This window comes from Flavobacterium frigoris (assembly GCF_900111075.1).
Lineage (GTDB): Bacteria > Bacteroidota > Bacteroidia > Flavobacteriales > Flavobacteriaceae > Flavobacterium > Flavobacterium frigoris.
Map to the genome: position 1 here is coordinate 228,475 of NZ_FOFZ01000004.1, position 23,485 is coordinate 251,959.

General features: G+C 33.5%; 20 protein-coding genes. 6 read left to right on the forward strand and 14 right to left on the reverse strand.

Annotated features, from left to right (window positions below; all coding sequences use genetic code 11):
* Positions 1–170: 170 nt before the first annotated feature.
* Entirely contained in the window at positions 171–2,015 is a 1,845-nt protein-coding gene (locus tag BMW63_RS08170; protein WP_074722968.1) for a PAS domain S-box protein, read from the forward strand.
* Here BMW63_RS08170 and BMW63_RS08175 read toward each other — a convergent pair.
* The 11 genes from BMW63_RS08175 to BMW63_RS08225 form a co-directional block, all read right to left on the reverse strand.
* Positions 2,012–2,620 carry a GNAT family N-acetyltransferase gene (locus BMW63_RS08175; RefSeq protein WP_074722969.1) on the reverse strand — a complete coding sequence of 203 codons (609 nt, stop codon included), beginning with the start codon at positions 2,618–2,620 and terminating at the stop codon, positions 2,012–2,014. The two genes, BMW63_RS08170 and BMW63_RS08175, sit on opposite strands and share 4 nt — an antisense overlap.
* Before the next feature lie 77 nt (positions 2,621–2,697).
* Positions 2,698–3,060 carry a hypothetical protein gene (locus BMW63_RS08180; RefSeq protein ID WP_074722970.1) on the reverse strand — a complete coding sequence of 121 codons (363 nt, stop codon included), beginning with the start codon at positions 3,058–3,060 and terminating at the stop codon, positions 2,698–2,700.
* Between the two features lie 106 nt (positions 3,061–3,166).
* A complete protein-coding gene (locus BMW63_RS08185; protein ID WP_074722971.1) occupies positions 3,167–4,345 on the reverse strand; it encodes an AIR synthase related protein in 1,179 nt (392 codons plus the stop codon).
* A gap of 189 nt (positions 4,346–4,534) precedes the next feature.
* Positions 4,535–6,019, reverse strand: a complete 1,485-nt coding sequence (locus tag BMW63_RS08190; RefSeq protein WP_074722972.1) for a carboxypeptidase regulatory-like domain-containing protein — start codon at positions 6,017–6,019, stop codon at positions 4,535–4,537.
* A 95-nt stretch (positions 6,020–6,114) separates the two neighbouring features.
* Complete coding sequence (locus BMW63_RS08195) at positions 6,115–7,491, reverse strand: CsgG/HfaB family protein (protein ID WP_074722973.1); 1,377 nt, start codon at positions 7,489–7,491, stop codon at positions 6,115–6,117.
* Positions 7,492–7,617: 126 nt separating this feature from the next.
* Positions 7,618–8,022, reverse strand: coding sequence for a curli assembly protein CsgF (locus BMW63_RS08200; protein ID WP_074722974.1), 405 nt, complete (start codon positions 8,020–8,022; stop codon positions 7,618–7,620).
* 87 nt (positions 8,023–8,109) lie between these two features.
* Positions 8,110–8,448 carry a CsgE family curli-type amyloid fiber assembly protein gene (locus BMW63_RS08205; RefSeq protein WP_139174217.1) on the reverse strand — a complete coding sequence of 113 codons (339 nt, stop codon included), beginning with the start codon at positions 8,446–8,448 and terminating at the stop codon, positions 8,110–8,112.
* Positions 8,445–8,855 carry a hypothetical protein gene (locus BMW63_RS08210; protein ID WP_074722976.1) on the reverse strand — a complete coding sequence of 137 codons (411 nt, stop codon included), beginning with the start codon at positions 8,853–8,855 and terminating at the stop codon, positions 8,445–8,447. The genes BMW63_RS08205 and BMW63_RS08210 overlap by 4 nt, the downstream gene beginning before the upstream one ends.
* Positions 8,856–8,858: 3 nt before the next feature.
* Positions 8,859–9,377, reverse strand: coding sequence for a hypothetical protein (locus BMW63_RS08215; protein WP_074722977.1), 519 nt, complete (start codon positions 9,375–9,377; stop codon positions 8,859–8,861).
* A 195-nt stretch (positions 9,378–9,572) separates the two neighbouring features.
* Positions 9,573–10,418, reverse strand: a complete 846-nt coding sequence (locus BMW63_RS08220; protein WP_074722978.1) for a hypothetical protein — start codon at positions 10,416–10,418, stop codon at positions 9,573–9,575.
* A 662-nt stretch (positions 10,419–11,080) separates the two neighbouring features.
* Positions 11,081–13,270, reverse strand: a complete 2,190-nt coding sequence (locus BMW63_RS08225; RefSeq protein WP_074722979.1) for a glutamine synthetase III family protein — start codon at positions 13,268–13,270, stop codon at positions 11,081–11,083.
* Between the two features lie 292 nt (positions 13,271–13,562).
* On the opposite strand from BMW63_RS08225, the gene BMW63_RS08230 reads away from it, so the two are divergent.
* Positions 13,563–14,522, forward strand: coding sequence for a TerC family protein (locus tag BMW63_RS08230; RefSeq protein ID WP_074722980.1), 960 nt, complete (start codon positions 13,563–13,565; stop codon positions 14,520–14,522).
* A gap of 96 nt (positions 14,523–14,618) precedes the next feature.
* On the opposite strand, the gene BMW63_RS08235 is transcribed toward BMW63_RS08230, so the two are convergent.
* Together BMW63_RS08235 and BMW63_RS08240 are read right to left on the reverse strand one after the other, a co-directional pair.
* A complete protein-coding gene (locus BMW63_RS08235) occupies positions 14,619–15,158 on the reverse strand; it encodes a hypothetical protein (protein ID WP_074722981.1) in 540 nt (179 codons plus the stop codon).
* A gap of 210 nt (positions 15,159–15,368) precedes the next feature.
* Positions 15,369–15,875, reverse strand: a complete 507-nt coding sequence (locus tag BMW63_RS08240; protein WP_074722982.1) for a hypothetical protein — start codon at positions 15,873–15,875, stop codon at positions 15,369–15,371.
* Between the two features lie 86 nt (positions 15,876–15,961).
* On the opposite strand from BMW63_RS08240, the gene BMW63_RS08245 reads away from it, so the two are divergent.
* Positions 15,962–16,534: a DUF1543 domain-containing protein gene (locus BMW63_RS08245; protein WP_074722983.1), complete on the forward strand. Its 573-nt coding sequence runs from the start codon at positions 15,962–15,964 to the stop codon at positions 16,532–16,534.
* Between the two features lie 133 nt (positions 16,535–16,667).
* Complete coding sequence (locus BMW63_RS08250; RefSeq protein WP_074722984.1) at positions 16,668–17,213, forward strand: type 1 glutamine amidotransferase domain-containing protein; 546 nt, start codon at positions 16,668–16,670, stop codon at positions 17,211–17,213.
* 213 nt (positions 17,214–17,426) lie between these two features.
* Here the strand turns inward: BMW63_RS08250 and BMW63_RS08255 are convergent, their stop codons facing one another.
* A complete protein-coding gene (locus BMW63_RS08255; protein ID WP_074722985.1) occupies positions 17,427–20,867 on the reverse strand; it encodes a methylmalonyl-CoA mutase family protein in 3,441 nt (1,146 codons plus the stop codon).
* Positions 20,868–21,167: 300 nt separating this feature from the next.
* Here BMW63_RS08255 and BMW63_RS08260 point away from each other — a divergent pair, with 300 nt between their 5' ends.
* Entirely contained in the window at positions 21,168–22,424 is a 1,257-nt protein-coding gene (locus tag BMW63_RS08260; protein ID WP_074722986.1) for a hypothetical protein, read from the forward strand.
* Positions 22,425–22,692: 268 nt separating this feature from the next.
* Positions 22,693–23,403 (forward strand): DUF4197 domain-containing protein, encoded by a 711-nt coding sequence (locus BMW63_RS08265; RefSeq protein WP_074723034.1) that lies wholly within the window; start codon positions 22,693–22,695, stop codon positions 23,401–23,403.
* The last annotated feature ends 82 nt before the right edge of the window (positions 23,404–23,485 follow it).

Below are 23,485 nucleotides of genomic sequence, written 5' to 3' on the forward strand. Positions count from 1 at the left end.
ACTTCAAATTCACAATTTTATTCCATTCAGATCTTTTTTGTGTGGTATTTCACTCTAAAAAAAATAATTTTGAGATAATAAATTGGATATAATTCACTAACTTTCATAATGATAAGCAAGCGAACTTCTCTTTATCAAGCTTTTTAGAAATCAAATTAAAATGTTAGTCCATGAAAATATCATTTGAAAAAAAAGTCTTTATTGGGTTTGTCATAAATGTTCTGGTAGTCATTGCTTCTGGATGGATTTTCATTTCCCGACTTAACAAGCAAAGAGATAAAACAATGGATTCGATATTGGATTGGGTAGAGGTTGCTTTATTTGCGCTATCCATCATTTTATTAATTGTTGTCTACTTTATTATTAATTCGCAATTAAAAGCTAAGCAGACATCTCAAAAATTACTATTCGACAACAGGCAATTACTTCAGTCAATTATTGACAATACATCCAATCCCATTTTTATAAAAAGAATAAACGGCGAATATCTTTTGATTAACAAACAATTTGGGGATCTATTTAAAATATCGAATGATGAAATCGTAGGAAAAACAGACTATGATTTTTTACCAGAAAGTGTTGCTGAAGCCTACAGAAACTCAGACATTGAGGTCGTAAAAAAACTACGCGAATTAAAGACCGAAGAAACCATCCAGCAAAAAGATGGCAAGCATACTTACATAGCTGTAAAATTCCCTTTGTATGACTCAACGGGTAGGATTTATGCGATTGGAGGAATATCTACTGATATTACCGAAAGAAAGAAGATGGAAGAATCCTTAGTTGCATCAGACAAGTTCTTTACTATGTCTGCAGAAATGATGATTATTGCTTCATCAACACGCTTTGTTAAAGTAAATCCGGCCACTATCAAAATACTAGGCTATTCTGAAGAAGAACTATTAAGCCAGCCTTTTCTAAACTTTGTCTATAAAGAAGACAAAACGAATACAGAAGGGGAAGTTGTTAAACTAGAAACTGGAGCAACTACAAAACAGTTTAAAAACAGATATATAGGTAAAGACGGATCTATCAAATGGATTCAGTGGTCTACTTTCCCTGATGTAAAAACGGGTTTATTGTATGCCGTTGCAAGTGATGTAACGCAATTAGTCGAAAATGAAAAATCATTAAATGCAGCTGATAATTTTTTCAATATCTCACTAGACATTATGATTATTGCTTCAAGGGAAAAATTTGAAAAAATAAATCCTACAATGGTTAAAACATTAGGATACTCAGAAGAGGAGCTATTAAAACATCCCTTTCTCGATTTTGTACATCCAGATGATAAAGAAAGCACTCAAAAGGAAATTGAGACGATTCGAGATGGGTCTCAAATACTTGAGTTTAAAAACCGATGGATCTGTAAAGACGGTTCATTTAAATGGCTCATTTGGTCTGCCATTGCTGATCCAAAAACGAGATTAATGTATGCCGTTGCACGCGACATTACAACACTTGTACAATTAGAAAAAGAACAACAACAAGCAATTGATGAGCTCTATGAAAATGAGGAAAAATTGCGACTGATTCTTGAGAATATAAGTGAAGGCGTTATCGTGGCAGATTCTCAAAAAAAGGTAATCATGGCAAATTATATTGCAAATGAAATGTTTGGAATTGAAGAAGATGATCTTATATCAGCTAACATTTCAGATCATTTTGAGCTTTATTTCCCTGATGAAAAAACAATTTTTCCTTCGCAAAACTTACCTATGGAACGAGCATTAAACGGAGAAGTTACAAATGATATTGACATTGTGCTTTGGGACTCTGACAAACGTGAAAAAAAACGAGTTCTTATTAGCGGGAGACCATTAATCGACCTAGACAATAATGTAGTTGCAGCGGTAGTTACCATAAAAGATATCAGTAAATACAAACACTTAGAGGAAGAATTAAAAAAAACAGAAACAAAATACCGACAACTAATAGGTTTTAGAAAAACAGAGGATAAAAAAGAGGAAATAAAAGAAGACGGCAAAGAAAAAGAATCGAAGCTTGGAGATTAGTTCAATTCTTTTACAATACTAACAAGGCGCTGCTTAACATTGCTAAACCATTCCTCTCTAAGAATGCTTAAAATAATAGTATCACGTCGTATGTCGCTATTATAAGTTGGCATGTGATTTCGCAATATGCCTTCTTCAATGCAGCCGATACTTTTCATCGCGGCAATACTTCTTTTATTATCATTATCAGCTCTAAACTCGACACGTTCCATTCCAAGTGTTTCAAAAGCAAATTGTAATAATAAAAGTTTACAGTGCTTGTTTAATCCTGTTCCTCGAAAAGCTGCACCGTACCAAGTATACCCTAATTGCAGTGTTTTATGAGCAAAATTAATATCATAAAAACGAGTGCTACCAGCATACTTACCAGATTTTTTATCGAAAACAATAAACGGAAACTCTGTTTTTCTTTCTTTTGCAGCTAATGCTATCTGAATGTACTTCTCTAAATTCTCTTTTCCGTTTGCACGTACTAAAGAATAACACCAAGTATCAGGCTCGTTAATTGAAAAATCTAATAAATTATTAAAATCACTTTCTAGAAGTGGACGAAGTAAAACCGCTTCATTTTCAAGAATTAAGTCAGGGAAAGGATCCAAATTCATTTGCTAAGTATCAGAAATTAGTATTTTGGTAGTTTTTACTTCAATTCTATATTATGCGTTGTATTTATAAAATAGAACTACTCTGGCGCATACATTTCATCGTAGCGCATAGGAACTTGTGGGTCATACAATGGACATTTATATTCTTCCATAATATTCACTAATTGATCCATTGTTTTCCCTTCGGTACCATAGCAATCAATCTGTATACTTTGTGGCGTTGTTAGTACTTGAAAAGCTCCTGGTCCACTATTGTTTTTCCAACTATTCTCATCTACCTTTTCCCATTTTGAAAATACAGAAGCAATTCTATTCAAAATTACCTGAACAGGAAGTTCTTCTAGGCCTTCAATTGCAGTTTCTTCATCGAGTGCTTCATACACTTCTTGATGGTTTAAGTAAACCTCCTCTAAATATTTCCAAAAAATTAATTCGTACATATCATTGTGTTTTTTAGCCCCGATGGAAACGGCATCCTGTTGTGGTCTCGTCTATTTACGAGACCACAACAGATATAGTGAACAGCGGGATTAGCTCCTAATTATATTAATATTCGAAAGTTCCGTATTCGCTGCTGATTGTCAATTTTTTAGTATCTGCTGCTTCTACCCTTCCTACGATTTGTGCATCGACATTGAATGATTTTGAAATAGCGATAATATCCTGGGCAACTGCTTCAGGAACATATATTTCCATACGGTGGCCACAGTTAAAAACTTGGTACATTTCTTTCCAATCTGTTTTAGACTGTTCTTGTATCAATTTAAATAAAGGAGGAACCGGGAATAAATTATCTTTAATGATGTGCAGGTTATCTACGAAATGGAGAATTTTTGTCTGCGCTCCTCCACTGCAATGTACCATACCATGAATGGCAGCAGCGTCGTATTTATCTAAAATATTCTTGATAATAGGTGCATAAGTTCGCGTTGGTGAAAGTACTAACTGTCCTGCATCGATAGGAGAATTCTCCACGGAATCAGTCAATTTCACTTGTCCTGAATAAATTAAGTCTTCGGGTACCGCCGCATCAAAACTTTCTGGGTATTTGGTAGCCAAATATTTCCCAAATACATCATGACGAGCAGAAGTTAATCCATTACTTCCCATTCCGCCATTATAGCTTTTTTCGTAAGATGCCTGACCAAAAGAAGCCAAACCTACAATCACATCCCCTGCTTTGATATTAGCATTGTCTATGACTTTAGAACGTTTCATTCTTGCCGTGACAGTAGAATCCACGATTATAGTGCGAACGATATCTCCCACATCAGCAGTTTCTCCACCGGTGGAATGAATGGTTACTCCAAAAGAATCCAACTCTTTAATTAATTCTTCTGTTCCATTGATAATAGCAGAAATTACATCAGCAGTGATAAGGTTTTTGTTTCTACCAATAGTAGAAGACAACAAAATATTATCAGTCGCTCCCACACACAATAAATCATCAATATTCATGATTAAAGCATCTTGAGCAATCCCTTTCCAAACGGAAATATCCCCTGTTTCTTTCCAATACATATACGCTAGAGACGATTTAGTTCCTGCTCCATCTGCATGCATTATCAAACAATATTCGTCGTCTTGAGTAAGGTAATCCGGCACAATTTTACAAAATGCTTGAGGAAACAAACCTTTATCAATGTTTTTTATGGCGTTATGCACATCTTCTTTGGATGCCGAAACACCGCGAAGTGCATATCGTTTACTAGTATCTGAGCTCATGTAGTGTAGTTGTGTAAGCTGCTTTGAAGCAACTCGGTTGTGCGGCAAAGATAATTATTTTTTTTGGGTTTTGACTATTGGCTGGAAGTAAGTATTTAATGTAAATCTTGCGATTCTATTAGAATAATGGATAAAAAAATGCCTGCCCAAAATGGACAGGCATCATCTGAATTAACAATTTAACATCTATTATTTCCAATCTGGCATTGACCCCACAGGAATCACAACACTGCGTGTTAATGAATTATTGACGCTTATTTTTTGAATACTTTTTACAGATATCCCATCATTAGAAGTACTTGTAAAAATAACTTCAGCTTCATTTGGCGAAAACCTCGCATCCAAGTCATTATAGCCATTTACCTTTTGATTGTTCAGTTGTGTAGAAGTATTTGTCAAATGATTGTAGAGAATTATTTGGGAATCAAGTCTTCTATAATTTGCGTCTTGGTACCCTGAGACATCTCTCGTATACACAATTTTTTGATTATCCGTTGAAAAATCCAATCCACTAACAGCTCCATTTAACCCAGAAAGAACTGAATATAGCACTGTTCCCGATGTATCAATTACATATATCTCTACATTATATCCTGCTAAATCATTCACTTTAAGTGCTATTTGAGTGCCATCCTGACTCCAGTCACATTCAGAAATAAATTTGCCGTTAGGAGTCTGAAACAGCTGTACTACCCCTCCTCCATTAGCATTAATGCGATATAATTTATCAAAATTCGGATAGATTAATTGGCTTCCATTTGCACTCCAACTATAACTGACGTTCTCCATATTGAATCCGGCAATTGGAACTGAATTAGTCACTTTAAATACGTTTGAACCATCAGGATCCATCGTATAAATTTGATTTTGAGAACCATCAGAGCTGATATAGGCAATTTTATTGATTTGAAGATTTTTTCTCGGTCGGTAACTATTCACTTCGGATGGAGAAAGTTGCAATTCATTCCCTACATCATCAGCGGTAAAAATTACATTATTATTATTAACTTTTTTGACAAACAAGTATCTAGGATTAGGAAAAGCTAAAGTCGTAAATGAATTTGTCACGCTATTAACAGGTAAATTAATCCCATCTGAAGCAGACACTTGCCAATAATATTTAGTACTATAACTTAATCCTGATATATCTAAAGTTGGTGTTTTAATATCAGTATAGGTAATTACTGCATCGGTAGTTCCATTCCTAAGTGTTACCGAATAGGTCAAAGGATCTACCTCATTATCTGTTGCCGTCCAAGTCAAATTTAATGCTAATGCTTGATTTTTTACATTATCAATTGGTGAGGTTAAAACAGGAATTCCCGGTGGTTTGTTATTAGCAGTAGCAATCTCTAATTCAAATACTATCTGAGTTGTGTTACCTATTGTAACGACAACTGGTTCAAATTTATCCGTATATCCATCTTTTTTTGCCTGAAAAGAATACTTTCCAACTGCAACTTTATCATAAGTAAAATAACCATCTTTATCTGAAAAGAAAGTGCTTGAAGTTGGAGTTGTTGAAATCCTAGCATTTTCTATTGGCTCAAATGTCCCCGCTTTTACGACTCTCCCTTTTACGACTCCAAACCCTCCGTCAAGACTTATTGGTTCTTCAGTACAAGAAGCTAAAAGAACAAAACACATTAAAATTTGTATGGCTGTTTTTTTCATTTGAAGTTGTTTTATTTTTATTAAACATCAGATTTATTTACTATTACTGAATACTATAATTATTTGCTTGAGTAGTGTTTTTCAAAAAGAGTCATCTATCTAATCTTCTTCTTGATTTTTTGATGGAAATAGTATGTCAATCCCACTCCAAAACGCCAAAAATAATCGTCTCTTTTGCCATGGACTACAAAATCAACATTGTCAGAAAAAGTTACATTATGTTCCCCATAAAATTTAAAACCAAAATGATCATTAATCAAATATTCCATACCTGCTCCATATTGAATTTTAGAAAAATTATTCTCAAATTTTTTGTCAAAACCTGTACCCGCTCCTAGAAAAACATAAGGTGTAAAAACGTCATAGGGCAAAATAAAATACTCTAAATTTAGATCTAATGAAGCATATCCTTTATCAAAGGAATTTTTATTTCCAAGCCAGAAAGCATTAGCTGACGCACTTAAGTCAAAATGAGGAGTGAAAAAGTATTTTACCGCACCACGAACCATCGGTTTTGCTACTGGACTTGGATAGTCTCCTTGCATATAAGTTGCCCCACCCACTAATTCAATTCCAACCTTAGATCGCTTTTCTTCCTTGTGCCTTCCGTAAAGCAATGCTACATCATCTTCTTCTTTCTCTTTTTTATAAGATTCTAAAAAAGCCGCTACTTCAGGCGTTGTAGCATCAACCGACCAAATATTATCTTTAATACCATCAACAATTAGTCCTTCAACAGCTTTTTCAATTGCCTCAGTAACTGCAAGCTGTATAGGTTCATTTCTGGTAAAGCCAGTTTCTACCTCAAGAAGTCTTTTAAGATTTACATATTTAAACAAATTAGCATCTACGCTTTGTGACAAGATTGTTTTTGAAACGTATACGGTATTCAATATTTTTCCATTTGATGTAGAGACTAATCTAAGGTAGATAGAGACTCTATCTTGTCTATATCTTGTGGATGCTCCAGTGCCAAAGTATCTAGCGCCAAAACCTCCTGTGATAATATTACTGTCGTAGGATATGATACCTCCTTCAAGTAATACGCCCGCAAACAATAGAGGACTTAGCTGAATATCTTTTGGATCTGCTGTCTTTTCTACATATTCCTGTCTGGTGGCTCTTATGATATTCCTCTCATTTAGAAGATTTCCTAAATTTTCTCTTTCAATAGGGACAAACCACTTAGAATCGCCCAAAGCTTTAATTAGGATAGAAGTTGCTCCTTGAGTCACAGCGGTACTGAATGTACTTCCTGCTTCAGAAGCTTTGTATTGTCCTGTTTGATCTTTGAATTTGTAGACACCTACAACAATTTGTTCTTTTGGTTTAGGAAGAAGAGCTAGTGAAGAAGTCGCTGGCGTATTTTCACCATAAACTGCTTTTTGAATTCCAAGTGGTTGATTAAAATAGGCCCCACAGCCGGATAATAGAAAAGAGCATAGCAGAGTAATCGACATGTATTTATTCATAATTGACTATTTATAGATTTGGAAGCAACTGAAGCTTAAAGTATTTTGTGGTGAATTTAAAATCTACCAAACAAAAATTTTAGTACTACTATTTTCAAAATTATAATTCAAATGTCTAAATCGGTATTAATTGCCTGGGATAAACACCTGAGTTTTCTCACCAGTATCAGTATCTAATATATCAACTACCAGTCCTAGATTTGACGGATAGATATTTACAGCCAAACTACCAAAAGTGTAGGATCCAGGCACTATTCCTTGATCGCCAAATTGACTTTGAAATAACGAGCTAGACACTTGACTTAGTAATTGACTATTGAGACTGCTTTTAAATTGCTCGAGCGCTGATAATGTTGGTGAAGGATCAACCGGCTCTCTAAATTTATTTTGTGACTCTGCAGAATTTAACAGCCAGGTGTAATTAAATGTATCGCCGCCGAAAGCGGGATTTATTGGTTTATAAACCAAATCTTGAGCATTGGAGTTAATTCCAAAACAAAAGATGCACAGTATTGTAATGTATACTTTCATAGGATATAATTTAAATAACATTTAAAAATTTAGATAAGTAACAATTGAATAAGCTATAATTTTATAGAAGTAAAATCTTTACGAATATTAATATTGAAAAATACTTTTACTTTGACTTTCCAATTTTTTAAAATACTTAAAAACTTCTGAAGCAGAGTATTCTGCAGCCTCTTGTAAATATTCTTCATCTGGTTTAGTTATAAATTCAGCTATAACTTCTCCTTCCACAATTACCATAATTTTTGTTGTCCTTCCAAATGTTAACTCCTCCTGAATCACAACGATTTTACCAGCACCTATCTTTAACTTGGTGAATTCTTTATAAAAGAGATCATAAAAATCATTTCCTAATTTTGTTTTGGTATCATTTGAAATAATCCCCATCATCTCAAGTCCATTATTAAGTTTCAAACTCCCGTCTTTCAAATAATCTTTTTTTTTTCATTTTCGACAACAATTCTGTCTTTTCCGATGAGAATGTCTTTTTCATTATAAATAAATAATGAAATAATGATTTGATCCTCTTTACTTACGTTGATTTTGGTACTTGAAAGCGATATTTTTTTTAAAGGTTCTAAAGTAAAGCGACCACTTTGCTTATTAATGGCTGAATTAGTATTTGAAGTGTTTTTCTTTTGAACTGCGAGTTCAAAAGATATGTTTTTATATTCTGATTTTAAATTCTCAACCATTCCTGTTATAGACAAAGCATCTTCTACTTTTTCAACTTCGATCTTGGCCGTAACTTCCTTATATTCCTCCTGTGAGAATGCAGCTTGAATATTAAAAATTAAAAAAATGCCGATACAGCTGCTTGATAATAAATATTTCATAGTCTAATAATTAAATATAAATACACTTCCAGAATTTCCTTGTTGCGTAATTTTTAAATCTTTGGATATTGAATTTGTTCCACTATTGACAAATTTTAAATTATTCCCCTCTTGGTTTATAACCATATCAATAGATTTACCATAGTAAGCTGAAACATCACTGATAAAATTATTTTTACCAGACTGCACTATAGTTTGATTTAATTGTTTTGCATCTTTATAAACTTCTAAACTATTATTAGATCCATCTTGAAATATTACTAACTTGGACTTAGAACTACGAATATGTAAATCTACTTCATTAGCATTTCCCATTTGAGAAATTTGAACGATATTGCGGTTTAATAGATAACTCGTATTAGATTTAACGTTATCTAACCCAATATTCCCTAGCGTAATAGTTTCTTTATTCAACAACTTAGTAATTGCAGTAGCATTATTGGATTCCATTTCTTGAGCATTTACAAGGAATGAGCATAAAAGTACTAACACAAATAGATAGATATTTTTTATTGCTTCCATGACTTCTAGATTAATAATTATTTAAAAGAATTAGAATTTATTAAAGATTATAGTTGTTATATTACTGCTTTAGTCAAACAAAAAATTTAATTTTTATTTAAGGTTTAAACGTAAATTAATAATCAAAACTAACCTCTTTATAAAAAATTATAGGTGGGATTATTTAATTAACCCCACCTATAATAAAAGTTTATGTTAGTTTCTTTGTTTTACATAAGCCATGTTATCTTGTCCACATTGTGCAATAGTACTAGTTTGATCCCAACCTCTTTGAACAGTATGTGCGTCATTATTTCTACCATATTGTTCAATTGTAGAATCAAGTCTACAACCATCTTGCTCAATATTTGCATAAAGACCTCTACCACTTTGATTGATCTCAGCTTTGTTATAATCTCCGTCTTGATCAATCATAGCAGTGTTATCTTTACCACATTGGTCTATTTTAGCTTTGTTATGTTCACCATCTTGTACAATTGAAGCATCGTTACCTTTACCAGATTGATCAATACGAGCTTTGTTATGATCACCATCTTGATCAATCGAAGCATCATTATGACCACTACCATTACCGTATCCAGATCCTCCTCTAGTAGTGGAGGCTACTCTGTCATCACCACCTTGATGTTCTCCATCGTCACCATACTCGCCGCCACAGTCACCGGATTGGCATGGATTCACTATGTTACAAGTTGGACAATCATCACCACTATCACCATTTTGATTAATTACTACTGTATTGTCCTTACTATCACATTCTTGGGTAATACTTGCGGTATCATTGTTACCTGTTTGATTGATTGTAGCACTATTGTCTCTTCCAAATTGCCATATGGTCGCATCATTGTTGTTACCATCCTGATCAACCTTCGCAAAATTATTGCGACCGCCTTGTGTTACATCAGACATATTTTTCTTTCCGTCTTGAAGAACTTTGATTTCATTGTGTCTTCCTTGTTGCTCGATGTCACTTTGATTGTTTTGAGAAAATCCAACCGCTGACAATAGCATCGCTGAGATGCATAAAACTACTTTTTTCATAATACATATATTTAATTGGTTATTAATACAAGTTATTATGTAGGTTCTAAAAAGTGATATGGGTTATCCTTTTTTTACGTAATAAATAACAAGGATTTTAGTATAAATAACTACCCTTATTTGATTACTACATATCAAAGATAGAAAATGTATTTAGAAATTTAATAATATAAACACCTGTTTTTAAGACAATTAACCTATTTTTCGATGAAACGCAACCCTATATCGATAAAATACAAGTTTTTTAAAAATGATTGTAAGAAAAATTCTATTCCATCACCAATTCGAAGACAAACACAATATTATATACATATTTAACATGAGTCACATTATAATATTAGCAAGTAAAAACTTAAAAATTTTGCCTTTAAACTACTGTTCCCTAAAACGGCTCTGTCATAAAATCATTATTTACACAAACAAAAAGGCTCTGAATAAATGAACTAGGACTACTTATTAGTATTAATGTTTTACCTATTTAATAACGATAAATATTGATCTTAAAATAAGAGTCTCGAAAAAGTAAGACTTCACTAAACCCTGTCTTCAAGCAAAATATTTATTTCAAGAAAAGGAATAATCATTTATTTACTAATTTGACTCCATAAAAAAATGCCTATCCAAAACGGATAGGCATTTCTAATATTAAGATTGTTTGTCTACTATTTCGTAAACAACAACTCTCTGTATTTAGTTAAAGTCCATAGTTCATTGTCAACTAAAAGCTCTAGTTTATCACAATGCTCACGAATCACTTCAAAGTATGGTTTTACTTCATCACAGTATGCTTCAGCCATTTCTTGACCATCAGTCAATACATTCGCTTTCTTTCTTTCGTTAGTCATCTCTACTACCTTAGAATTTATTCCTTCGATATGTCTAGAAATCTCTTTGATTAAAATAATTTGTTCTTTAGCTACTTTTTCAAAATCAGCTCCAAAGATATTTTTCAACCCACTCACATTTTCAATCAAAGTGTTTTGGTAACGAATAGCAGTTGGAATTACGTGGTTTGTTGCAATGTCTCCTAAAACTCTACCTTCAATTTGAATTTTCTTAGTATACTCTTCTAATTCAATTTCGTAACGCGCTTCAACTTCAATATGATTCATGATTCCAAGATCAGAAAACAAATCTAATGCTTGTTTAGATGCTCTTGCTTTCAAAGCTAGCGGAGTCGTTTTGAAGTTACTCAATCCTCTTTTCCCGGCTTCTATTTCCCATGCTTCGCTATATCCATCTCCTTCAAAAAGGATTTTTTTAGAATGTTTGATATACTCCCTCAAAACATTGAAAATCGCATCGTCTTTCTTCATGTCTTTAGACTCAATCAAAGCGTCAACCTCTTTCTTGAAATCTCTTAATTGTTTTGCAACAATCGCATTCAAGGTAGTCATTGAATTAGAACAGTTTGAATTAGAACCTACCGCTCTAAACTCAAATTTATTTCCCGTAAAAGCAAATGGTGAAGTTCTATTTCTGTCTGTATTATCTAAAAGAACATCAGGAATTTTACCTACTACATTTAATTTTAAATCTGTTTTTTCTTCTGGAGATAATTTACCCGCTGTTACACCTTCTAATTCAGCTAATACTTTAGTCAATTGTTCTCCAATAAATACAGAGATAATTGCTGGAGGCGCTTCATTTGCTCCTAATCTATGATCATTACCCGCAGTTGCAATAGCTCCTCTTAACAAAGCTTCATTGTCATTTACTGCTTTTATAGTATTGATAAAGAAAGTCAAAAACTGCAAATTGCTCATTGGCGTTTTACTTGGACTCAACAAGTTTACACCTGTATCTGTTGCCAATGACCAGTTATTATGTTTCCCTGAACCGTTCACTCCTTTAAATGGTTTTTCATGAAATAAAACTTTCAAATCATGACGCTCTGCTACTTTTTCCATTACGTCCATCAACAAACAGTTGTGATCAACAGCAAGGTTTGTTTCTTCAAAAATAGGTGCCAACTCAAATTGATTTGGTGCTACTTCATTGTGACGTGTTTTTACTGGTATTCCAAGCAACATGCATTCTTGCTCAAGATCTCTCATATAAGTAAGGGCACGAGTAGGAATTGAACCAAAATAATGGTCGTCTAATTGTTGTCCTTTAGCTGATGTATGTCCTAATAAAGTTCTACCCGTCATCATAAGGTCTGGACGAGAAAGTGCTAACGCTCTGTCAATCAAGAAATATTCTTGTTCCCATCCTAGAGTTGCAGTAACTTTTTTTACATTTTTATCAAAATATTTACATACCTCAGTAGCTGCTTCATCCATAACCTGCAAAGCGCGCAATAAAGGTGTTTTATAATCTAAAGCTTCTCCTGTGTAAGAGATAAAAACCGTTGGAATACATAATGTAGTTCCAAAAATGAATGCTGGAGATGTAGGATCCCAAGCTGTATATCCTCTTGCTTCAAAAGTATTTCTAATTCCTCCATTAGGGAAACTAGAGGCATCTGGTTCTTGCTGCACTAATTGTGCTCCTCCAAATTTTTCTACTGGATCACTACCATCATATGAAGTTTCAAAGAAAGCATCATGTTTCTCAGCAGTAGCCCCTGTCAATGGTTGAAACCAGTGTGTGTAATGAGTTACTCCTTTAGACAAGGCCCATTCTTTCATACCCATTGCAATATAGTCTGCTAATTTTCTGTCTATTTTAGTTCCATGCTGCACCGCACCTTGAACTCCCTTAAAAGCATCTGAAGTTAAATACTGCTTCATCGCTTTATCATTAAACACATTTGAACCGAAAAGAATTGATTTTCTTCCAGTTTCTTCAAATTTAATTGGTTTTCTAGTTGAAGCTTCTCTCAAAGCTTGGAATCGTATTGTTGACATAAAAATTATATTTAAAAAATTAAACCCCTATTATTGAGGTGCAAATATAATTCAAATAATGTTTTTATAAAATTTTACCTCTAATTTTTTAGGGTAAAACCACTTAAATTGCTGTTTTCTTAAAAATACCCTGTTTTAATGACAACCTCTTAATTTTAGGCTCATATATTTTCAAATTGATATTTCAACAAAACTAGAAGGCTCTATTTACACTAAAATTCAAGTTTCTATGAATAAATCTCAAAGTTCGCAATCAAAAAGTATCTTTGTAAAACTATAAATAACTTAATTTATGATGGTCTGGATTTCTTTCTTTGTTATCGTTTTTATAATTCTCGCACTGGATTTAGGCGTTTTTAATAAAACCCCTCACATTATTAGTACAAAAGAGGCTACCAAATGGACAATAATTTGGGTGACACTTTCTTTTCTCTTTTCTGGGGTTATTTACTGGATATATGCTAATGATTACATTTCTAACCCAGACGAACTGAAACCTCTTGCCGCATCGATAAAATTCATTACTGGATATTTAATCGAACTGTCTTTAAGTGTAGATAACATATTTGTAATTGCTATTATATTTTCGGCATTTAAGATTCCGCAAAAATACCAACATAGAGTTTTATTCTGGGGCATATTGGGCGCCATCGTTTTTAGAGGATTGATGATATTTTTTGGTGTTTTATTGATTCATAAATTCTTTTGGGCCACCTATCTTTTTGGCTTCTTCCTAATTTTCACCGCAATGAAAATGCTATTTACAAATGGCGAAGAAAAATTTGAACCTAAAAAATCATTTGTATATAAAAGCCTAAAAAAGTTAATTCCCATTTCAAATCATATCGATAAAGAACATTTTTTTGTAAAAAGACGGCACATCACTGCTGCCACTCCTTTATTTGTGGCATTAGTTGTTATTGAAGTCATGGATGTTGTATTCGCCATTGATAGCGTTCCTGCAATTCTCGCCATTACAAGCGATCCATTTTTAGTTTTTAGTTCTAATATTTTTGCCATTTTAGGATTGCGTTCTATGTATTTCTTTTTGGCCAATATGCTTGAAAAATTCAGCTATTTAGAATATAGTCTAATTGCCATATTAAGTTTTGTAGGCCTTAAAATGTTACTCCATGAACTTATTGATATTCCAGAGTGGGGTTCTTTAGTTTTTATAGCCGTTGCTCTTTTAAGTGGAATAATAGTGTCATTGAGAATGAATAAAGGAGAAGATTCTGAACGTAATATCTAATCCAAAGAATGACTACCTCCTTCTAATAAGTGGAGATTAAGCAAAAAAAAAGGAAATCTTGCGATTTCCTTTTTTTTTATGAATTCAATATACTTTTTAATTTCTTTTTTTAACATTACTATCATCAATATTATATCTTTTAATAACAGCGTTGTAGTCTGAATAATCTGGTTTAATTACTGATTTATTTGTATTTACCCCATCATCCCCAGGAATAATAACAACTCTGAATGTTTTACCCAATCTAAAACTAGTTGGTAATTGAGCTCGATCAAAGTTTGCATCAATCAAAATGGTAAATTGGTCAAAGGAGAAATTATAATTATATTGTGCCGTACCTCCTGCAAAATAATAAATTTGTGGTAATAATGCCCAAGTATCGATTCCTCCATTAGTATTAATTAATTCATAAATCAAAAGATTACCTCCTGAATAAATCTTTGGATTTAATGCATATGTAACTTTATAACCATTTGCTAAGGTAAAGTCAGGCCCCACTTCAAAAACTTCTGCAATCAATCCGTCCTGGCCATTTTGTCCATCAAGCCCGTCATATCCTGGAGGCCCTTCTGGTCCTGTACAACTCGAAAATAGTATCGCTCCAAAAATGCCTAAAAGTGTAATTATTTTTTTCATGGGTATATTTATTAAAAATAGTTTGTTCTATTAATATTTTCTAATCATTAATCGTACCAAAGTCACATTTTGAATCATTATATTTAGATTCCAAAGTATTTATAACTGGTCTTAAACACCAATTAGATTTTAAAACAGTAGCAGCATTAGCGCTTCGCTTTTTATTTTGATGTAAAATAAGGACACCTCTCAGTTTCCCTATTTTCTTTTTTAAAGATCAATTTTCTGAATTTGGTTGTCCTTTATGTTTAAGGCCGTAATCACATCTGAATAACTATTTTTGTTTATTGAATTAGCAAAACTTGCGGGAACAACAACAATTCTAATTACCTGATTTATCCTAAAATTAGTAGACACAGATTGTAAATCGTTACCAATCATATAAATATTTACATCGCGATTGGTATAATCAAATCTAAAACCAAAATCCAATGCTCCATTATTAAAATAGTAGGTTTCTGGTAATAATTCCCACAAATCTCCCTGTGAGTTAACGCCAGATAATCGATAGGTCAAAACCACATCTGAAGAATAAATTGGAGGATTAAAGGTCACCAATCTACTGTAATTATTAGTCGAACTGAATGAAGTAGTTACTTCAAAAACTTCAGTGGTCGCAATAGGTGTAATAGGTGCAACTTCAAAACTACCTGTTGTTGTACAACTTTGCAAAGTAAAAATTCCTGCAATGGCTAAAAGTGTAATTATCTTTTTCATTTTTTTAAATTTAAGGGGTTTCTTATTTCCGTATATTCATTAACTATGCCAAAATTTATATTGTAAAAAAAACACAGCATTGAAACATGGAAAAAAAACTAAAATTACACATGGTTATGCTAGGCTGCACGCCGGCTGGACGACTTACGGAACAACATGATATTTTCTTTGGAATTGGAGCTTCCCTAAAAGATTTGATCCCAGAAATGAAAGCTTTTTGGCCCGAGGCCAAAGGAAAAATCCATATCGATGCTTGGCGCGAAGTTTCAGTCGCGGACAATTTTTCGATTGAAATTATAACTAAAGAATCCGCTGAAAATACCAATTTAGACCATTTGTTTTTTATCAACTTAGGCGGTTATAAGGAAAACGAGTTTGAAGAGTACCATTACAAAATGCTAACCGTTGCTACATCTTTAGGGCTCGCCTCCAAGAAGTCCAGAAAAACCACATTTTACAAGCATTGTGGTTTTAAGGGTGCCGGCGTCTCACATATCGACGAAAAATACGGAATCGATATTGACGACATTTATAAGGTAACTGACATCTTGGATAGTCAACTCAAAGAAAAATATTCCATAAAAATAACCAAATCAGAAACAGAACTGCACGAAGACGTTTTGCATATTGGGTATTTAAAAATATCCGGGATAAAGTAAATTATTCCATTAAAGGACATGTTTTGTCAAAACAGCTTGAACAAAATTATGTTTATTTTAATACCTCTTTATGACTTGTCCCTGCATATAAGTTGTAATTTTAAAGTAATAATAAAAATTACAATTACAAATTATGGAAAAGAGAATAGCTATTTTAGCCACAAACGGATTTGAAGAAGTTGAATTAAGTTCCCCTAAAGAATATCTAGAAAAACAAGGTTGGAAAGCCGAAATTGTGAGTCCAGAAAACGGAAGCATAAAATCATGGGCTTCTACTGACTGGGGAAAAGATTATAAAGTTGATCAAGAATTAAAAAATGTTAAAGCTGCTGATTATGACGCTTTAGTTTTACCCGGTGGAGTTATTAATCCAGATATACTGCGTACAAATGATAGCGCCTTGCATTTTATAAAAGAATTTTTTAAAGCGGGAAAACCAGTAGCCGCAATCTGTCACGGTCCACAAATTTTAATTAGTGCCGGACTAGTGAAAGGACGAAAAATGACCTCCTATCCTTCTATAAAAGTAGATTTAATAAATGCCGGCGCAGAATGGCATAATTTAGAAGTAGTTGTAGACAATGGTCTTGTTACGAGCCGAAACCCTGATGACTTAGATGCTTTCAATAAAAAAATTGTTGAAGAGATTAAAGAAGGAAAGCACCAACAAATACTCTAAATAAATAAGACAAAAAAAATGCGGAAAATATCTTCCGCATTTTTTTTCTTCTTGTAAGTATTGACAACCTTTTCTAAACTCTTTTTTTTTACGAGATCCCGATAGTCCGCGGAATAAACGATTTACACACTTTTTTCGCTAGAAAAGATCCCGATTGAACATCGGGATAAGCGATTCACACCCTTTTTTGCTCTGCAAAAAGTGGTTTTCTGCTTACATATTTCTTCTATATTGTCCACCTACTTCAAATAATGCAGCAGTGATTTGTCCCAAAGAACAAACCTTAGTCGCTTCCATTAAATGATCGAATAAGTTTTCGTTATTAATAGCTGCTTCTTGAATCGTATTCAAAATCTCATCTACTTTGTCATGATTTGCTTTGTGCAAATTATCCAACATCGTGATTTGGTATTGCTTCTCTTCTTCAGTAGCCCGAATCACCTCAGCAGGAATCACCGTTGGAGACCCTTTAGAACTCAAGAACGTATTCACTCCAATGATTGGAAATTCCCCTGTATGTTTCAACGTTTCATAATACAAACTCTCTTCTTGAATTTTAGAACGTTGGTACATGGTTTCCATAGCACCTAGAACACCACCACGCTCAGTGATTCTATCGAATTCTAATAATACGGCAGCTTCAACCAAATCCGTTAATTCTTCGATGATAAAAGCACCTTGAATTGGATTTTCATTTTTGGCTAGACCTAATTCTTTATTGATAATCAACTGAATTGCCATCGCACGACGCACTGATTCTTCCGTTGGCGTAGTAATCGCTTCATCATAAGCATTCGTATGCAATGAATTACAGTTATCATAAATCGCGTACAAGGCTTGTAAAGTCGTACGAATATCATTGAAATCAATTTCTTGTGCGTGTAAAGAACGACCTGATGTTTGAATATGGTATTTCAACATTTGAGCGCGTTCGTTAGCACCATATTTATTTTTCATGGCTTTCGCCCAAATTTTACGTGCTACACGACCAATAACTGCATATTCAGGATCTACTCCATTCGAAAAGAAGAAAGATAAGTTAGGTCCGAAATCGTTGATACTCATTCCGCGACTCAAATAGTATTCTACATACGTAAATCCATTTGAAAGAGTGAATGCTAATTGTGTAATTGGATTTGCACCTGCTTCGGCAATGTGATATCCTGAAATTGAAACCGAATAAAAGTTCCTTACGTTTTTAGTTATGAAATATTCCTGAACATCACCCATTAAACGCAACGCAAATTCAGTAGAGAAAATACAAGTGTTTTGTGCCTGATCTTCTTTTAAAATATCTGCTTGAACCGTTCCACGAACTTGTGACAAGGTTCTCGCTTTTATTTCATTATAAACATCCATAGGTAAAACCTGATCTCCAGTCACACCCAAAAGCATCAATCCTAAACCGCTATTTCCAGCCGGTAAATCACCTTGATAATGTGGTCTTTCGACCCCTTTTCCTTTATATATAGCATTGATTTTTACGGCAACTTCTTTTTCTAAACCGTTTTCCTTAATATAATATTCGCATTGTTGATCGATGGCGGCATTCATGAAAAAACCTAACAACATAGGTGCTGGCCCATTGATAGTCATACTTACTGATGTCATGGCATGAACCAAATCAAAACCAGAATACAATTTTTTAGCATCATCCAAACAACAGATAGAAACTCCAGCATTCCCGATTTTTCCGTAAATATCAGGACGGATGTGAGGATCATTCCCATATAATGTCACACTGTCAAAAGCGGTGGACAATCGTTTTGCCGGCAATCCTGCACTTACGTAATGAAAACGTTTGTTTGTCCTTTCTGGCCCACCTTCACCTGCAAACATACGAGAAGGATCTTCTCCTTCACGTTTAAAAGGATATAAACCTGCGGTAAAAGGAAATTCTCCCGGGACATTTTCCTGTAAACACCAACGTAGAATATCTCCCCAAGCTTGGTACTTTGGTAAGGCAATTTTCGGGATTTGAGAATGAGAAAGGGACTCAGTATGTGTCGCCATTTTTATTTCTCTATCACGCACTTTAAAAGTATAAATAGGATTTTTATATTTATTTACTTTTTCATTCCAAGTCAATATAATTTCCCAATTGTACGGATCTAAATCCATTTTTACTTTATCAAACTGATTCAGTAAAAGGTTCAGAAAAATTCTGTGTTCATCATGTTGCTCTGTAGCGCTTGGCAATACGGATGAATCGTCAATTCCAGCTTTTGTAATAACAGGTACTTTTCCTGAAACTGTTTCCAAAGTTTTGAAAATACCGTATAATTTTTGAGCTACTTGTTCCTGAGTCACTGCAGTTTCATCATAATGACGATTACTTTCGGCGATTTCAGATAGGTAACGGGTTCTATGTGGAGGAATAACGTAAATCTTCTCGCTCATTTCACGAGTGATTTCGAATGTTGATTTCAAATCGGAATTTGTTTTCTCAACAACCTTATCCATAATCGCTTTGTACAACGTATTCATTCCTGGGTCATTGAACTGTGAAGCAATAGTCCCGAAAACAGGCATTTCATCAGGATTCACATCCCATAGATTATGGTTGCGTTGGTATTGTTTTTTCACGTCTCGGATCGCATCTAAAGCTCCGCGTTTGTCAAACTTATTTAATGCTACTAAATCAGCAAAATCAAGCATGTCGATTTTCTCCAATTGAGTTGCAGCACCAAACTCAGGTGTCATAACATATAATGACACATCAGAATGGTCCATGATTTCCGTATCCGATTGACCAATACCAGAAGTCTCTAAAATGATAATATCATACTTAGCAGCCTTGATCACTTGGATTGCCTCTGCTACATATTTTGACAATGCCAAATTAGATTGACGCGTTGCCAAAGATCGCATAAAAACTCTAGGACTATTAATTGCATTCATTCGGATTCTGTCTCCTAGAAGTGCTCCTCCCGTTTTTCGTTTTGATGGATCTACAGAAATCAAACCAATCGTTTTTTCTGGAAAATCGATTAGAAAACGACGAACCAACTCATCCACCAAAGATGATTTTCCTGAGCCTCCTGTTCCCGTAATTCCAAGAACTGGTGTAGTGCAGGTTTCATTCATTTTATGAATAGCATCCAAAGCGGGTTTTGCTATTTCTGGAAAATTCTCAGCTGCAGAAATAATTCTGGCGATAGCTGTTGGATTTTTTGATGCTAATTGTTCTAATTCATTGGTCAACTTATCTCCTGTTGGAAAATCGGAACGCTCGACCAAATCATTTATCATTCCTTGTAACCCCATAGAACGACCATCATCTGGCGCGTAAATACGGGTAATCCCATAGGCTTGCAATTCAGCAATTTCAGAAGGCAGAATCACTCCACCACCGCCGCCAAATATCTTAATGTGCGCTGCTCCTTTTTCTACAAGCAAATCATACATGTATTTAAAATACTCCATATGACCTCCTTGATAGGACGTCAAAGCAATCGCATTTGCATCTTCTTGAATAGCGGTATTGACCACTTCTTCGACACTGCGATCATGACCAAGATGAATTACCTCAACACCTGTAGATTGGATAATTCGTCTCATGATGTTTATGGCTGCATCGTGACCGTCAAAAAGAGAGGCTGCAGTAACAATTCTTACTTTATTCTTAGGGATATAGGGTGTTTGTGGATTCATTTTGAGAATATGATAATTTTAGTGCTGCAATTTACAATTTTTTTTACTGATTGTTTCCCCTTCGTTATTTTATGTTAACAAAATAATTAGATACAACTTTGATAATTATAAAAGCTTAATTATAACTTCTAGATACCAATTGCTAGATTAAAAGAGTATTAATTTAAAGTTTAATGATAAAACCTATTTTCTCAGGCTTAATCAAATATAAACTAAAATTAAATTTATTGCTTTTTACTATAAATAATACTAAAAATTTGACAATCATTGATTAGAATTATACTTTTGAAACAAAAAAACATGAAAAAAATCACCTTATTCTTATTATTAACTGTAATTACTAGTGCTTCCTATGCTCAAAAAGCAGATACAGAGAAGAAAAAAATTAAAATTAACATTCCGAAATCTGAATTATTCAAAGACATTAAGACTTACAACATTATCATTCAAGGCGATGATACTTGGAACGCTGATTTTGCTAACAAGAAAAAAAATACCTATGAAAATAATCTAACAAAAAACACTATCGAAGATTATTCTAAAAAAGACACCATTAATCCAGATGTTAGAGTTTTAATGGGATACAAAGGCGCTACTTATAAAAAAGCGAGTAATGGTCAATATTTATTAGATGGAGATTTCAAATATTTAGTTTTAGGAAAAAATAACGAAATACTATATGAGAAAGGATCTAATGCTATGTTATATTCTCCTACTTATAATGGAAAACCATACATAAGTTTAGCAAATGATCTAAATAATATCGGGTATAAATATTTAACTGATAATAACATCATCATTAGCGAAAAAGAGATTGATTTTAACTATGGTTTTTTTGATAAAGCAGAAGAATTCACTGAACTTGCCGCATTTAACACTAAAACAGATGAGTTTTTAAAAAAGATGGAAACTAATTCAACAGATCGAACATACTTAAATGAAATGGAAAAATTTTATTTGACTTATGTAGGTAAAGAATATAAAAAAATAAAACCAAAAGATTACAACAAGGTTATCTACCTTAATCTATCAATTACTCAACTACTTCTAAACGACTTCGACAAGTCTTTAGACTATTTAGAAACAGCTAAACAAGGTGCCGGAATGTTCAGTATGTGGCCAACAGAGGCGAAAGCTACTATCGATAGCTTTATTACCGTTAATTCAAAAAACTCTGGTGTAAAAGTTGATAACCTAACCTATGATTCAGCTTATTATATTTACATCAACGGTAGTGTAATGCAAAATGGAAAAACACAAACTGGAAAATTAAAAGTAGATCGCTTTACAAATGCTTCAGAAGGAAGTATCTTGAGTTCTAACGATCCTACAAAACCAAAAGTATGGATTTATAAAGATAATGGTGAAGTTGATTTTATTTTTATTGACGATAAAACGACTATAACGACAAACAATGGGATTGAGTTAATTTACATTCCTTACCACAGCAACTTCATATTAGTCGAAAAAACTGCAGATTCATGTTATAAAAAATTCGAATCTAATTCTAATTTAATCTACTGCAATCAAGGCGGAAAATTTGAATTAAAAAAATAGTACTTCATCTTAATTTCAATAAGAAAGGGATTTAGCATCGGTTAAATCCCTTTCTTCATTTAAGTCGATTAAATATTCCTCTAGATAAGTCAGTTTTTTTGATATAAATCACCTAAAAAGTAACATTATAGTTGACATAAACAGCTTCTTAAATAAAACCTAAACTTTATGCTCCAAAAACAATTAATGGCTTCGTATTTGAATAAGTAGTATTTTTGGCTGAAACCAAATGGCAACAAAGCTGAAGTAAACAAATAAAATGATGAATATGAAAAAATTTTTGCTTTTAACAATGGTATTTTCTCTTTTTGGTTGCGCTGAGATGCAACAGGTCATGAATCAGTTCCCACAGACGGACGGCACGGGTTTTCTTGATATTTCAGGAGGGTTGAAAGAAGCCCTGAATAACGGTATTTCTAAACAAGTAACTAAGTTGACTGCCACTGATGGTTTTTACAAAAATGAAGCGGTGAAGATTCTTTTGCCGGAAGAATTGAGAAAAGTAGATGCTGGATTAAGAAGCATTGGTCTTAGCTCTTTGGCTGATGAAGGTCTTAAAGTATTGAATCGTGCGGCAGAAGATGCGGTAAAAGAAGCGACTCCTATATTTATAAACGCAGTAACCAGCATGTCATTTGCAGATGCTAGAGGAATCTTGATGGGGAACGAAAGTTCAGCTACTAATTATTTACAAAACAGTACTTCTACTGCTTTATACGGGAAGTTTAATCCTGTAATAAAAAATTCATTCACTAAAGTGGGTGCTGATAAAGTGTGGACGAACATCATCACTAAATACAATAGCATTCCACTGGTAAATAAGGTAAACCCTGATTTGACAGATTATGTAACGAATCAAGCAATGAATGGAGTTTTTAAAATGGTAGCTGTCGAAGAAAAAAACATCAGAACAAATCTTAGCTCTAGAACCTCTGTTTTATTACAAAGAGTTTTTGCGTTGCAGGACAAAAAGATATAATTCTTTGGCTTACACCAATGCTATTTAAAATTCACACAAAAAAACAGAGGTAACCAGAGATTTAAAACATCTTTTATCTCTT